The sequence below is a fragment of the Thioalkalivibrio sp. ALE30 genome (assembly GCF_000377465.1).
In the GTDB taxonomy this organism is placed as follows: domain Bacteria; phylum Pseudomonadota; class Gammaproteobacteria; order Ectothiorhodospirales; family Ectothiorhodospiraceae; genus Thioalkalivibrio.
This window is the reverse complement of sequence record NZ_KB898174.1, coordinates 121480-135207: the sequence shown is the minus strand read 5'-3', so window position 1 is coordinate 135207 and position 13728 is coordinate 121480. Positions and strand designations below refer to the sequence as shown.

14 protein-coding genes are annotated in these 13728 nt (G+C 68.4%); 6 read left to right on the top strand and 8 right to left on the bottom strand.

Annotated elements, in window-relative coordinates:
- Positions 1-47: 47 nt before the first annotated feature.
- Positions 48-629 (bottom strand): thioredoxin family protein, encoded by a 582-nt coding sequence (locus D107_RS0110895; RefSeq protein WP_018876553.1) that lies wholly within the window; start codon positions 627-629, stop codon positions 48-50.
- A gap of 114 nt (positions 630-743) precedes the next feature.
- On the opposite strand from D107_RS0110895, the gene D107_RS0110890 reads away from it, so the two are divergent.
- Positions 744-1484: a ferredoxin--NADP reductase gene (locus tag D107_RS0110890; protein WP_018876552.1), complete on the top strand. Its 741-nt coding sequence runs from the start codon at positions 744-746 to the stop codon at positions 1482-1484.
- A 176-nt stretch (positions 1485-1660) separates the two neighbouring features.
- Here D107_RS0110890 and D107_RS0110885 read toward each other — a convergent pair whose 3' ends face one another.
- On the bottom strand, positions 1661-2431 hold the full coding sequence (locus tag D107_RS0110885; protein WP_018876551.1) for a S9 family peptidase: 771 nt from the start codon (positions 2429-2431) through the stop codon (positions 1661-1663).
- Between the two features lie 133 nt (positions 2432-2564).
- Between D107_RS0110885 and D107_RS0110880 the strand changes: the two genes are divergently transcribed.
- A complete protein-coding gene (locus D107_RS0110880) occupies positions 2565-2765 on the top strand; it encodes a YdcH family protein (protein WP_017942660.1) in 201 nt (66 codons plus the stop codon).
- 311 nt (positions 2766-3076) lie between these two features.
- Here the strand turns inward: D107_RS0110880 and D107_RS0110875 are convergent, their stop codons facing one another.
- Together D107_RS0110875 and D107_RS0110870 are read right to left on the bottom strand one after the other, a co-directional pair.
- Positions 3077-4372 (bottom strand): NAD(P)/FAD-dependent oxidoreductase, encoded by a 1296-nt coding sequence (locus D107_RS0110875; protein ID WP_018876550.1) that lies wholly within the window; start codon positions 4370-4372, stop codon positions 3077-3079.
- 17 nt (positions 4373-4389) lie between these two features.
- On the bottom strand, positions 4390-4701 hold the full coding sequence (locus D107_RS0110870) for a c-type cytochrome (RefSeq protein ID WP_018865534.1): 312 nt from the start codon (positions 4699-4701) through the stop codon (positions 4390-4392).
- 225 nt (positions 4702-4926) lie between these two features.
- On the opposite strand from D107_RS0110870, the gene D107_RS0110865 reads away from it, so the two are divergent.
- The gene (locus D107_RS0110865; RefSeq protein ID WP_081618392.1) at positions 4927-5235 is read left to right on the top strand and encodes a PilZ domain-containing protein; all 309 of its coding nucleotides are present in this window, start codon (positions 4927-4929) and stop codon (positions 5233-5235) included.
- A 29-nt stretch (positions 5236-5264) separates the two neighbouring features.
- Here the strand turns inward: D107_RS0110865 and D107_RS0110860 are convergent, their stop codons facing one another.
- Entirely contained in the window at positions 5265-5657 is a 393-nt protein-coding gene (locus D107_RS0110860; protein ID WP_018865536.1) for a DUF3775 domain-containing protein, read from the bottom strand.
- A 3-nt stretch (positions 5658-5660) separates the two neighbouring features.
- Complete coding sequence (locus D107_RS0110855; RefSeq protein WP_018878102.1) at positions 5661-5972, bottom strand: DUF2288 family protein; 312 nt, start codon at positions 5970-5972, stop codon at positions 5661-5663.
- Between the two features lie 95 nt (positions 5973-6067).
- On the opposite strand from D107_RS0110855, the gene D107_RS0110850 reads away from it, so the two are divergent.
- From D107_RS0110850 to D107_RS0110840, 3 genes are read left to right on the top strand one after another with little or no spacing between them, the layout of a single operon-like run.
- Positions 6068-6397, top strand: a complete 330-nt coding sequence (locus D107_RS0110850; protein WP_026279137.1) for a PepSY domain-containing protein — start codon at positions 6068-6070, stop codon at positions 6395-6397.
- Entirely contained in the window at positions 6394-7110 is a 717-nt protein-coding gene (locus tag D107_RS0110845) for a response regulator transcription factor (protein WP_018865539.1), read from the top strand. Before D107_RS0110850 ends, D107_RS0110845 begins: the two co-directional genes overlap by 4 nt.
- Positions 7111-7135: 25 nt before the next feature.
- Positions 7136-8470 carry a HAMP domain-containing sensor histidine kinase gene (locus tag D107_RS0110840; protein ID WP_018881454.1) on the top strand — a complete coding sequence of 445 codons (1335 nt, stop codon included), beginning with the start codon at positions 7136-7138 and terminating at the stop codon, positions 8468-8470.
- A 45-nt stretch (positions 8471-8515) separates the two neighbouring features.
- Here the strand turns inward: D107_RS0110840 and D107_RS0110835 are convergent, their stop codons facing one another.
- Together D107_RS0110835 and hrpA are read right to left on the bottom strand one after the other, a co-directional pair.
- A complete protein-coding gene (locus tag D107_RS0110835) occupies positions 8516-9772 on the bottom strand; it encodes an FAD-dependent oxidoreductase (RefSeq protein ID WP_018865541.1) in 1257 nt (418 codons plus the stop codon).
- 25 nt (positions 9773-9797) lie between these two features.
- A complete protein-coding gene (gene hrpA, locus D107_RS0110830) occupies positions 9798-13727 on the bottom strand; it encodes an ATP-dependent RNA helicase HrpA (RefSeq protein ID WP_018881452.1) in 3930 nt (1309 codons plus the stop codon).
- Position 13728: the final 1 nt, after the last annotated feature.

Below are 13728 nucleotides of genomic sequence, written 5' to 3'. Positions count from 1 at the left end.
ACCGGTCCTGCCCCCTGGGTCGTCCTCGTTTCAAGCGAGCCTCCTGTTCAGCCGAAGTAGTCCGGTTCGTTACCGGGGCGCCACTTGATATTGCAACCGAGGCTGGGATGCTGCGGCTCCGGTGCCGGCTGGCCGGCGAGCAGGGCATCGCTGGCGGCGCGCAGGTCGCGGCCGGTGACCGGGGTGTCGGAACCGGGGCGGGTCTCGTCGAACTGGCCCCGGTAGTACAGCTTGCGATCGGCATCGAACAGGTACAGGTCCGGGGTGCAGGCGGCGTGGTAGGCCTTGGCGACGGACTGGTCCTCGTCGAGGCAGTACGGGAAGTTGTAGCCGAAGCGGCGGGCGTCGTCCTTCATCTTGTCCGGGGCGTCGTCCGGCACCGCCTGGATGTCGTTCGAGTTGATCGCGATTACCGCGATGCCCTTGTTCGAGTATTCGCGGCCATAGCGCGCGAATTCGTGGCGGATCAGCTGCACGAACGGGCAGTGATTGCAGATGAAGGCGATCATGTAGCCTTTCGCGTCGGGGAAGCTGTCGAGGCTGACGTTTTCGCCGGAGACGACGTCCGGCAGGGAGAAGTTGGGTGCCTCGGTACCGAGTTCGATCATCTGCGAGGGGGTGCGGGCCATGACTGCTCCAGTGGTCGGATTTGCGACAATTATACGGCGTTGGCCGGGGATGCTTGAAACCTTCCCGCCTCGCCCGCAATCTTTGAACAATACCTGAGTAATGGAGTAGGGAATATGGGCTGGGTGACCGGTGTCGTACGGGAGCGCAAGCAGTGGACGGACCGCCTGTTCTCGCTGCGCGTGGATGCCGAGGTCGAGCCGTTCAAGGCGGGGCAGTTCAACCGCCTGCGCCTGGAGATCGACGGGGAGATGGTGGGACGGCCGTATTCGTACGTGAACGCCCCGGGCGAGACCCCGCTGGATTTTTACCTGATCACCGTGCCGGACGGCCCATTGTCCAACCGCCTGGTGCAGCTGGAGCCGGGTGATCAGGTGGAGCTGATGCCGCGCGCGACCGGCTTCTTTACCCTGGACGAGCTCCCCGACAGCCGCGACCTGTGGTTGTTGTCCACCGGTACCGCGCTGGGTCCGTTCCTGTCCATCCTGAAGACGGACACCCCGTGGGAGCGCTTCGAGAATATCCGTCTGGTCCACGCGGTGCGCCAGGCGGAGGAACTTACCTACCAGGAAGCCATTCGGGAGTTTCAGGAGCGCGACGCGAAGCGGTTTCAGTACATCCCGTTCGTCAGTCGCGAGCCGTTCCCCGGGGGGCTCGAAGGGCGGGTGCCGGCCGCGATCGCCGAGGGCCGGCTGGAACACCACGCGGGCCTGAAGATTACCCCGGAGCATTCGCAGGTGATGCTGTGCGGCAACCCGGCCATGGTGCAGGACACGACCGCGATCCTGAAGGAGCGCGGCCTGGCGAAGAATCGCCGGCGCAAGCCGGGGCATATCACCACCGAGAACTATTGGTAGGCCCGGGGCTTTTTGGATTCGGGCCGGCCCTCTCGCCCTTCGCTCGCGAAGATCGCCCAAACTCGACAGGCTCCCGGGGCCATGTTGTAGGAGGCCAGCCCTCTGGCCGATGGGGTTTTGCCGGCGCCTGATCGGCCAGGGGGCTGGCCTCCTACGGGCTGTGGCTTGCGCTGGGGCTAGTCCAGCAGGTTCGCCGACCAGGCGCGGATCAGGCCCGCCACGTAGCGGGTGTGTTCCGGGCGCGAGAGCAGGTGGTCGGCCTGGTGCAGGGCGACGAAGCTCTTGGGGTGCTGCGCCTGCTGGAAGATCTTGCGGGCGTGATCCACGCTGACCACCGTGTCGCCCGGTGAGTGCAGCAGCAACAGCGGCCGCTGCAGCGTGTCGAGTGCGTGGTCCAGGGTCGGCTCCTCGATCGACTCGATGAAGGCGTGCCCGATCTCCACCGGGCGTCCGCCGATGCTGATCCGGGCGGAGCCCTCGCGCCGGATCTCGTCGGCCGTGTCCCCGAACAGGTGGGCGACGTGGCCGGGCCGGCTGGGGGCGGCAATGGTGACGACGCCGTCCAGCGTCTCGCGCTGCGCGCCGACATGGATCGCCATGGCCCCGCCGAAGCTGTGACCGACCAGCAGGTTGGTGTGCCGCCCGGTGAAGGTCTCCAGCGCCTCGAGCGCCGAGTGGAGGTCCTCGCAGTAGGTCTCCAGCGTGCTGTCGCGGAACTCGCCCTCCGAGTCACCCAGGCCCATGAAATCGAAACGCAGGGTGGCGATGCCTTCCTCGGCGAGGGCGCGCGCCAGCCGTACCGTCGCCGGGAAGTCCTTGGAACAGGCGAAGCAGTGCGCGATGCAGGCCTGACCGCGAATGGCATCGGCCTCGGGTGCGACCAGTACGCCGCCCAGACGGGGGCCGCGCGGGGTCTGGATGGTGAGCGGGGTGTTGTGGATCGCCATCGAGCAGGCTCCTGAAGGGCGGCTATGGTCCCGCCGGGGACGGTCTGCGATCATACGGGTTTGATGATCCGAATGGCCACGCGGGATTCTCCTGCCACGCGGCCACCACTTCACGGGACCACTGGGGGCCGGCTTGGAAACCGAGAGTCAGATTCGCGCACGCCTGGCCGAGCTGGAGGCCGAGCACCGGGCTCTGGATTCCGCTATCGGCGTGATGCACGAGCAGGCCGCACCCGACATCTTCGCCATCCAGCGCCTGAAGAAGCGCAAGCTGCAACTGAAGGACGCGATCCAGCGCCTGCGCAGCCGGCTGATCCCCGACCTCAACGCCTGACCCGGGATATTCACCACGAAGCGGACGGGGGCGCGCATGAGAGCAAAGCGCGTGACAGGAAGATTAGAAGACAGGAAGAAAGGCAAGGCTATAGGCCTTGGGCCCAGATCGTTCTGTTAAGCGTTTACCCGTCGGTCAGATCAGGGGCTCACGACACATAAAGTAATCTGTTTTTCTTCCCGCTCTTCCAGCCTTCCTGTGAATCGCCCTTGACCTTGACCTTCTTCGTGCCTTCGTGGGCTTCGTGGTGAGCAAAAAAAACGGCGCCCGGAGGCGCCGTTCGAGTGCGTTCCGTGACGGAACGGCTGGGGTCAGCCCCAGATGTCGCGGGTGATCCCGGCGTACCAGGCCCGGGTGTACTGCGCCTCGCGGCTTCGGAAGCTGGAGCTGGCGCCCGACGGGCTGACGCCTCCGGCGCCGGAGACCCCGGCCATCGCGCCGTCCTGGTACTGGTAGACCGCGGCCACGCTGATCGCGTAGTCCGGGGTGACCAGGCTGTAGCAGGTGTTGGCGGAGGAGGGGTTGATTGGCTCCTGGCCGGACAGTTCGCGCACGACCGCGGCCGCGACGATCTTGCCCTGGTTGTTGGCCGAGTGGCCGGATTTGGGCATGGCGCCCGCCACGCTGGCATCCCCCAGGACGTAGATGTTGTCGTCCATCTCCGACTTGAAGGTGAGCTGATCCACCGGGACCCAGCCCTCGTCATTGGTCAGGCCCACGTCGTGGGCGATCTGGCCGGCGCGCTGGGCGGGGATGAAGTTCAGCACGTCGGCACGGACGCGTTCGAAGCCGCTGTCGGCCAGCACGGTCATGTTGTCGACATCGATTTCCTCGGCGCGACCGCCCTCCGAGCCGGCGCGCCATTCGATCATGTCGCCGTAGTGCTCGGCCCAGCCTTCCTCGAACAGGCCCTGCTTGGAGAAGCCATCCTTCGGATCCAGGATGATGATCTTGGAGCGCGGCTTCTCCTGCTTGAAGTAGTTCGCGACCAGTGACACCCGCTCGTACGGCCCCGGCGGGCAGCGGAACGGGTTCGGCGGGGCGACCATGACGAACACGCCGCCGTTCGGCATGTTTTGCAGCTGGGAACGCAGCAGCTCGGTCTGCGAACCGGCCTTCCAGGCGTGCGGGACACGGTCGGCGTCGGCCTCGGAGATGCCGGGCATGTCGTCGTAGCGGAAATCGATCCCCGGAGACATCACCAGCTTGTCGTAGCTCATGCTGTCGCCGCCGGCCAGGCGCACGCTGCGCGCGGAGGCGTCCACCGCGGTCACCCGGTCCTGGACGATCTCGATGCCGTAGTCATCCCGCAGGGTGTCGTAGCCGTGGGCGATGAAGTCCATGTCCGCGAAGCCGCCGATCACCCAGTTGCTGCCATAGCAGGTGTGGTAGGTGGCGTTCGGCTCGATCAGCGTCACGCGCATGTCGGGCGAGAACTGCTTGATGTATTTCGCGGCGGTCGCGCCGCCGGAGCCGCCGCCCACGACCACGACGTGAGCCTTGTCGGCCCCGCGCATGCCGTTGGCTGCACAGCCAATGCCAGCGAAGGCCGCGGCACTGCTGATGCCGGCGACCTTCAGGAAATTGCGTCGAGTAAAGTCATGCATGATGTGATTCCCCCTGATCAGAAGCGGCTGAAGTAGCCGGCCATCGCTTCGATTTCCTCGTCGGTGTAGCCCTTGGCGTGACGATCCATGATCGTCGCGTCACGGTCACCGTCGCGGAATGCCCTCATCTGGCTCTCGATGACATCAGCGGGAATCCGGCCCAGATCCGGTACACCCTCCTGAGCGCCGGCCGCGTTGTGGCAGGCCTTGCAGGAGGCGGCCATCAGCTGGCCCCGGGTGATTTCGTCGTCGGCAAGGGCCTGGGTAGCAGTGCCCGCCATCGCTAGCGAGGCGGCAAGCCCCACCAGGTACAAATGCGATTTCTTCATTGGAACGGACTCCTCCGTTAGAAGTGGCTTTTTGCGAGCGACAGCTGTGGAGTACTGCCTTCATCCTCGGGCCCGGTGTGGTGATCCGGGTTGTGATTTGCGCCACCGGGTTCGAGCCCGGTAGTTGCGCCTGATCGCGAAAACCAACGATCATGGAGACCGTATAGCACACAAAAAGCGCCTTTTCGATACATCGCAGAGGCATCTGCCACCAGGAGGAGTGCCATGACAGGGGAACGGCGTCGTCATCCACGGATCCCGATGACGGTCGAGGTCGTGGCCGAGTGCGAAAGCGGGGACACGGTGACCCTGACCACCAACGACATCTCCGGCGGCGGAGCCTTCCTGCAGTGGGACGATCCGGAAAACGCCTGTGTGGGGCACCTGATGAAGCTCGCATCGGATGACGAGTTGATGCTCCAGGTCTTCGGCATGCTCGGGGATGGCGGCGAGGCGCCGCGCGTGAAGGCCCAGGTGGTGCGGGTGATGGACGGCGGCATCGCCGTGCGCTTCGATCCCGAGGAGCTCGAATAGGGGTTGCCCCGATACCCGAGGCGGACGCGCTAGTCCTCGCGCTCGATCTGTTCCAGGCCCGCGGCCCACTCGTCGGCGATCATCGGGTTCGTCAGCAGCCAGTGCACGGTGTCCGCGCTCCAGTCGTCGCGGGCCTCCTGCAGTGCGGTATCCCAGTCCGTGACTGCGTAATCCCCGCGCCCGACGCCGCTGAGCGCCTGCAGTTCCGCCTGTTGCTCCGGGCCCAGGTCGCGCAGCGTGCCCTCCAGCTCCTGCAGGGTCAGGTCGCTGGCGTGGTCGGCCAGCACCTGCAGGGCCCAGTCGTCGTCACTGCCCTCGGAGCCGGTATCCGGGAAGACCACGTCCTCCTTGGCGTGGAACTCGCGGGCGGCCTGGATCAGCCGTTCCAGAGTCTCGCCGGGGATGCCAAGGGAGACGGCCATCGTCTAGTGGGACGGGGTCCGCTCCTGGGCGAGGACCCAGGGCGCAGCCACGATGGCGGTGAAGATCGGATCGTTCGCGGCCCAGCGCCGGGCATCGTCATCCGAGGCGCGGGCGACCTGGTCATTGGCCAGCCATTCGCTGACCTGATGCGTGGCGTCATCGCGGAAGGCGCGGGCCACCTCGATCAGGTCCAGTTCCGGTGCCACGCGGATCACCACGCCGCGGGCGAAATGCGGCATGAGCTCCTTCCACGGCAGCGGACCGGCCTCTTCTTCCAGGGGGATCTCGGGTTGTTCGGCAGGGGCGTCTTGCATGACGGTTCCGGTCGGTTTCAGATAGGGTTCAGGCTAGGCCGATACCCTTGCATCTTCAAGACCTTTCCACGCAAATCCCCGGAGGATGCGCCACCATGCGACCCACGCCGGATCTCCAGCCCGGACACCGCGAGCGGCACCCGATGCGGCGTCGCTCGGGCCCGGTGCGGGCGCTGGCCATGCTGTTCCTGGTCGCGCTTCCGGCACAGGCGCAGTTCAATACCGACGACCCCGAGGCCGCGGTCTGGGACCTGGACGAGGCTGTTGCCCAGATCGAGGCACATTACCCGGGGCGGGTCCTGCATGCCCGCGAGGATGTCAGCCGCTACGGGGCGCGCCTGTTCGTGATCCGGATCCTGACCAACGACCAGCAAGTGCGTACCCTGCGCATCGAGGAAGGTACGGAAGTGGAGCTCCCGGAATGAATCTGCGCGTGGTACTGATCGAGGATGACGTTGCCCTGCGCAACCAGATCGGCGAGGAACTGGACCGCAGCGGCTGCCGCGTGGATACCGCCTCGGATGGCGAGACCGGGTTGTACCTGCTGACCGAGTACCACTGCGATATCGCCGTGGTCGATCTTGGCCTGCCCGGCATGGATGGCCTCGACGTGATCCGCAAGGCGCGCGAGTCGAAGCCGCGCCTGCCGATACTGATCCTGACCGCGCGCGACCGCTGGCAGGACAAGGTCGAGGGTCTGGAGGCCGGCGCCGATGACTACCTGGCCAAGCCCTTCCATATCCAGGAACTGCTGGCGCGCCTGCGCGCCCTGGCGCGCCGCAGCCTGCAGTCTGGCCAGGAGCGGCTGCACTTCGGCCCGCTGGTGATCGATACCGCCGGCGACGAGGTCTGGTTGAATGGCGAATCGGTGACCCTGACCACATTCGAGTACCGCCTGCTGATGACCCTGGTGCGCCAGCCCGGCCGGGTGCTGAGCAAGGACGCGCTGGCGGACTACCTGTACGACCACGACGAGGACCGCGAGAGCAACGTGATCGAGGTCCTCATCGGTCGCCTGCGTCGCAAGCTGGATGCCGATGGCAGCCTGGGGCTGATCGAGACCCTGCGCGGGCGCGGCTACCGCTTTGCCCGCGAACCCGACCCCGCCCCGGAAAACGAGTCGGACAGCGCCCGATGATCCACCCCGAGGCCGCCCGGTCCGCATGAAGGCGGCCCTGCGCAAGCTGCGCGGCAGCCTGGTCCTGCGCCTGGCGGGGGTCACGGCCGTCACCGTGCTGATCTTCTCGCTGCTGACGGCCTGGGTGCTGGAGGCGGCCTTTCGCGACAATGCGGCGGACGCGGTGGAGACCCGGCTGGAGGCGCAGGTGCTGCTGCTGATGGGGCTGGCCGAGGTGATCGGGCCCGCGGATGTACGGGTCCCCGAGATGCTCCCCGAAAGCCGGCTGCAACTGCCGGTCAGTGGTCTTTATGCGCGCATCCTCGGCGAGGAGGGCCAGACTCTCTGGCGGTCGCCCTCGACGGTGGGCGTCTCGCTGCGTGGCTGGTCGGAGGACGAGTACTTCAGCTTCAGCCTGCCCGTGCAGTGGGAGCTGGAGGGCGACCAGGTGGGACTGACCTTCCAGATGCTGGAGGACCGCGAGGCCTTCAATGAACAGGTCGAACAGTACCGCGTAAGCCTGTGGCAGGGGCTGGGCGCGATGACCCTGTCCATGATCCTGGTGCTGTCGCTGGCGCTGTGGTTCTGGGGGCTGCGCCCGCTGCGCCAGGTGCGGCGCGACCTGGACGCCCTGCGCCATGGCGACCACGCCCGTCTGGGCGGGTACTATCCCACCGAGGTCCGCGCCCTGACCGGCAGCATCAACGACCTGGTCGAGTTCGAGCGGGCCCGCCTGGCGCGCCAGCAGAATGCCCTGGCGGACCTGGCCCACAGCCTGAAGACCCCGATCTCCGCATTGCGCCTGAACCTCGAGAGCGCGCGACCGGACCCGGACGACATGCAGCACCAGGTCGACCGGTTGCAGGGGATCGTCCAGCACCAGCTGAATCAGGCGCAGCGGCTGGGGCCGGCCCCGTTCCAGGCTGCCGAGCCGCTGGCGCCGATCATCGAGCGAACCGGCCAGGCGCTGGGACGGCTCGCCGCGCAGGAGGGGGTGACGCTGGAGACCGACCTGGCCCAGGGCTGTACCTTGCGCATGGACGGTGGCGCCATCTTCGAGTTGTTGGGCAATACCCTGGACAACGCCATTCGCCATGCCACCAGCCGGGTGCGGGTCACGACGCGCTGCCAGCCCGGCGAGGTGATGCTGATCATCGACGATGACGGTCCGGGTATCCCGCCGGCCGACCGGGCCCGGGTGCTGGAGCGCGGCCAGCGCGCGGACACACGCGGCGGGCAGGATGCCGACCGGGATACCGGTCAGGGGCTCGGGCTCAGCATCATCCATACCCTGGTCACCGACCACCGCGGGACGCTGTTCATCGAACAGGCCCCGGATCTGCACGGGGCCCGCATCCGCATGGTGTTCCCGGGGGGCTGAATCGACTTACCGGGGTGCTATCCCGCAACAGCCGGTTCGCGCGGATCAGAGCCCCAGGCCTTCCATCGGCAGGCTCGGTGTTTCGCCCAGCACTCCGGCCCGCACCAGTGCCGCCGCCCCGCAGGCAAAGGTCCAGCCCAGGTGTCCGGATCCGGTGTTTAGGTGCAGGCCCGTGATGGCGGTGGGGCCGAGGATCGGTGTGCCACGGGCACTCATCGGGCGCAGTCCGGTCCAGGGGGCCATCGTCTCCGGGTCGAAGTTCGCGGGCAGGCCGGTCAGGGTGCGCCGGCACTGATCGAGGACATTCGCCGCGCGCTCGATGTTCAGGTGGCGGTCGCGGCCGGCAAATTCGGCGGTACCGGCCAGGCGCAGGCGCGCCCCCAGCGGGGTCATCACCACCTTGTTGGCGTCATCGATCAGCGGCAGATTCAGCCGGCAGTCGGCGTCCATCGGCAGGGTCAGTGAATAGCCCTTTACCGGGGCGACGGGCAGATGCAGCCCCAGCGGGCGCAGCAGGTCCGGGGCGTGGTAGCCATTGGCGACCACGCAGGCATCCGCCGCGATCGGCCCTTCGGAGGTCTCCACCGCGTCGATGCGGCCTAGGTGGGTGCGCAGGCGCCGTACGGTGACGTTCGGGTAGTAGCGGATGCCCCGGCGCTGGCCGATCGCGAGCAGCTGCTCGGTGAACCGTGCCGCGTCGCCGATCGCATCCCCGGGGAAGAACAGCCCGCCGCACAGGCGGTCGCGCACCGGGGCCAGCGCCGGCTCTTCCGCGATGATCCGCTCCACGTCCCAGTCCTCGAAGCGCACGTCCTCATCCATCATCGCCTCGCTGGCGGCGCGATTGTGGGCCTGGCTGGCCGGGTCCTGAAACAGCTTCAGGATGCCGCAGCGGCGAAAGTCGAAGTCCAGCCCCTCGCTCGCCAGTTCCCGCTGCAGGCGGTCGATCTCACGGAGCGAGAACGCGGCCAGGCGGGCATTCAGACGGGTGTGCTGCTCGAACAGTGAGCGGCGGCTGTGCCACAGAAAGCGCAGGCCCCAGCCGGCCAGCCCCGGCAGGGCACGCGGGCGCAGCAGCAGAGGCGACTCCGTGCGGCCGAGAAAGCGCAGCAGGTCCAGTCCGACGCCGGGGGTATTCCAGGGTTCGGCGTGGCTGGCATGCAGCATGCCGCCGTTGGCCTGGCTGGAGCCGGAGGCGGGGGCGGGGCCGGCATCCACCAGCACGACCTCGGCCCCGGCCTCCTGCAGGTACCAGGCGGTGCTCACGCCGATCACGCCGGCCCCGATCACGACTACGCGCATCCTTCGCTTCCCCTATCAAGAACGCTCATGTACCGCTTGCCAGTCGTTGGATCACGTCCGCGTATTCGCGTTCCAGCCGCTTCGGCGACACCTTCTCGCGGGTGCCCAGTTCCTGGGCGAACTGCGAGACGCGAAATTCCTCGATGCGGTAGCGAAAGGCGAGCACGTCCGGGTGATCCGGCGCCCGCGCGATCAGCTCCTGTGCCTGTTGCCACAGCGGCTCGACCGCGACGCGTCGCGCGCGGTCCTTGTCCGGGGCCTGGGTCAGGCGTTCCAGGCGCTTGTCGATCGCCTGCAGGTAGCGCGGCAGCTCGGGCAGCACGGCGTGCGGGGTGCGCAGCAGGAAGTCGGCCGGGACCAGGGCCTCGAGCTGCCCGCGGATGTCGCGCGCGGCCTCGATCCAGGACAGCGGCAGATCCCCCTGCAGCCGGGTGCGCAGGTCGTGCCAGTGGCGCAGGATCTCGGCGGCCAGGCGCGAGAGTTCCATCACCGTGGGCGAGAACTCGGGCAGGCTGGCCTCCAGGCGCTCTTGAAAGTTCTCGGCATCGCGCGGCCACGGCTCGGCCAGGAACACCCGGTCGGCCGCGGCCTCCAGGATTTGGTCGCGCAGGGCCTCGCAGCTGCCGAGCGTCGAGTAGTTCAGGCAGGCGCGCTCGATCTCCGGGAGCTGGCGGCGCAGGTCGCGGGCGGTCTTGCGCACGCCCAGCAGGAACAGCCGGCGCAGCCCCGCTCGGTGGGCGCGCGCGGCCCGCGCCGGGTCCGGTTCCAGCTCCAGCGAGACCGCGTCGCCGCGATCGACCAGGATCGGGAAGGCGCGCAGCTGCGCCCCCTGGTGGTCGAATTCGACGCTCTCCGGCAGCGCGCCGAAGTCCCATTCGGTGATCCCCTCGCGGGTGATCTCGTCCGGGCGGCTGGCGTCGAAGTGGGCCTCGGCGCTGTCGCCCAGCCGGCGCTTCAGCGCGGCCAGGTCGCGGCCGCTGGCCTGCTCGTGGCCTTCCGGGTCGAGGATGCGAAAGCGCATCACCAGGTGTGGCTCGAGGTTCTCCGGGCGCCAGGCATCCAGCGGGATCTCGGTGCCGGTCATCGCGCGCAGGGCCTCGGCCAGCGCCGGGATCAGCGGGCCCTGGCGGTGCTCGATGCGCGCGAGCGCGGCCTGCGCGAAGTCCGGCGCGGGCACGAACTGGCGGCGCAGGCCCTTGGGCAGGCTCTTCAACAGGGCGGTCACGCGCTCTTCCAAAAGCCCCGGCACCAGCCAGTCGCCCAGCCAGTCGGGTACCGCGTTCAGCGCGGCGATCGGGATGGTCACGGTCACGCCGTCGTCTGGCTGACCGGGCTCGAAGCGGTAGGCCAGCGGCAGGCGCAGGCCCTCGACCTCCAGATGGTCGGGGTAGGCCCCTTGCGGGAGCGCGGTGTCCGGCTCGTTCAGCAGTTCCGCACGGTCGATCCGCAGGGCGTCGGGGTCCCGCTTCTCGGCCTTGCGCGCCCAGGTCTCGAAGCTTGTGCCGTCGGTGATGTCTTCCGGCAGGCGGGCGTCATAGAAGTCGAACAGGCGATCCTCCTCCACCAGCAGGTCGCGCCGGCGCCCGCGCGCCTCCTGCTCGGCGATCTCGGCCACGGCCTCGCGGTTGGCCTGTACCCCCTTCGAGCGGGTGCGCAGCTCGCCGCCGACCAGGCCCTCGCGGATCAGGATACGCCGCGCCTCGGCCGGGTCGTGTCTTGCGAAGTCCACCGGCTTTTTCGGGGCGACGACCAGGCCGTACAGGGTGATGCGGTCGAAGGCCCCGACGCGTCCGCTGCGACGCTGGAAGTGCGGCTCGAAGATATGGTGCTTGAGCAGATGCGCCGCCGCGGCCAGGATCCAGTCGGGCTCGATACGGGCATTGTCGCGGGCGTAGACACGGGTGGTCTCGGCGATCTCCGCGCTCATCACCCAGGCGGGTTTCTTCTTTGCCAGGACCGAGCCGGGGTGGATCTGGAAGCGGCGGTTGCGCGCGCCGAGGTAGTCGCCGCGCTCGGTCTTCTGCCCGATCTGGCTGACCAGCCCGGTCAGCAGTGCGCGGTGCACGGGCTCGGCGTCGGCGGGCTGGTGGTTCGGCTTCAGGTCCATCTCGCGGGCCTGGCGCAGCAGCTGCACGCGCAGTTCCTGCCACTCGCGCATGCGCAGGAAATTCAGGAAGTGCTCGCGGCACCAGCGTTTGAGCGCATTCGAGCCGAGGTCCTCGCGCGCCGTGTGCCAGGCCTCCCACAGCCGAAGCATACCCATGAAGTCGGAGCCCTCGACCTGAAACTCGCGATGGGCCTGGTCCGCGGCCTGGGTGGCCTCGGCCGGGCGTTCGCGCGGGTCCTGCAGTGACAGGAAGGCGGCGATGGTCGCGGTCTCGGTCACGCAGCCATGATCGGCCCCGGCCAGCAGCATCGCGCCGTGCCGCGGGTCGATGGGCATGCGCGCCAACTGGCGGCCGCGCGGGGTGATGCGGCCGCGGGCATCCACCGCACCCAGTTCCTCCAGCAGGCGGTAGCCGTCCTTGACCAGGCGCGGGTCGGGTGGGTCCACGAACGGGAACTGGCGCGGCTGGCCCAGCTTCAGCGCGGCCATCTGCAGGATCACCGAGGCGAGGTTGGAGCGCTGGATCTCCGGGTCGGTGAATGGCGGGCGCAGGTTGTAGTCGTCCTCCGCGAACAGCCGGATGCAGATACCGGGACCCAGCCGCCCGCAGCGCCCGGCGCGCTGGTCGCAGGCGGCCTGCGAGATCGGCTCCAGGCTCAGGCGCTGGACCCGTGAGCGCCAGGAGTAGCGCGAGACGCGGGCCAGACCCGAGTCGATCACGAATCGGATGCCGGGCACGGTCAGCGCGGTCTCGGCGACGTTGGTGGCGAGCACGATGCGCCGGCCGGCGTGCGACTGGAATACCCGCGACTGCTCGCGCGCGGACAGGCGCGCGTACAGCGCCAGGACCTCGGTGTCCGGACGTACCTGGCCGCGCAGGGCCTTGTGGGCGTCGCGGATCTCGCGCTCGCCGGGCAGGAATACCAGGATGTCGCCGGGGCCGGCGCGCTCGCATTCGGCCACCGCCTCGCGGATGCCGTCGAACAGGTCGCGCTCGCCGCGACCGGCGTCTTCGTCCTCGTCGGCCGCGTCTTCCGGCTCGATCGGGCGGTAGCGCAGCTCCACCGGGTAGGTGCGGCCAGCCACGGTCAGGATCGGGGCGTGGTCGAAGAACGCCGACAGCCGCTCCGGGTCCAGCGTCGCGGAGGTGATGATGATGCGCAGCTCCGGGCGTTTCTTCGATAGGCGCTTGAGCACGCCCATCAGGAAGTCGATGTTCAGGCTGCGCTCGTGCGCCTCGTCGACGATCAGGGTGTCGTAGGCGCGCAGCTCCGGGTCATGCGCCAGCTCGGCAAGCAGCATGCCGTCGGTCATCAGCTTGACCCAGTTGTTCGGCCCGGTCTGGTCGGAAAAGCGCACCTTGAAGCCGACGGTGGAGGTCTTCTCACCCCCCAGCGTGGTGCCCAGTTCCTCGGCGATGCGGCTGGCGACCGAGCGCGCGGCGATCCGACGTGGCTGGGTGTGGCCGATCAGCCCGGTCTCGCCGCGCCCGGCCTCCAGGCACAGCTTGGGCAGCTGGGTGGTCTTGCCGGATCCGGTCTCGCCGCACAGCACCAGCACCGGGTGTTCGCGGATCGCGGTGACAATCCGCTCGCGCTCGGCGTGGATCGGCAGGTCGCCGGCGTAAACGGGCTGCGGGCGCAGGCGGGCGCGCTCTTCAAAGCTTCCTTCGGCGCGGTCCAGGCGGTCGGCCAGGGTGTGAGCCAAGCGATCGCAGGGCTGGCCGCGCTTCTGGCGCTGGCGGGCCCGGCGCAGCAGGTCCGTGAGGTCCTTGCGTTCGGGGCCGGCGGGCAGCGCCTCGATACGGGCGGCGAGGGCGTCGAGATCCGGTGCGGGGGCCGGTTCCACG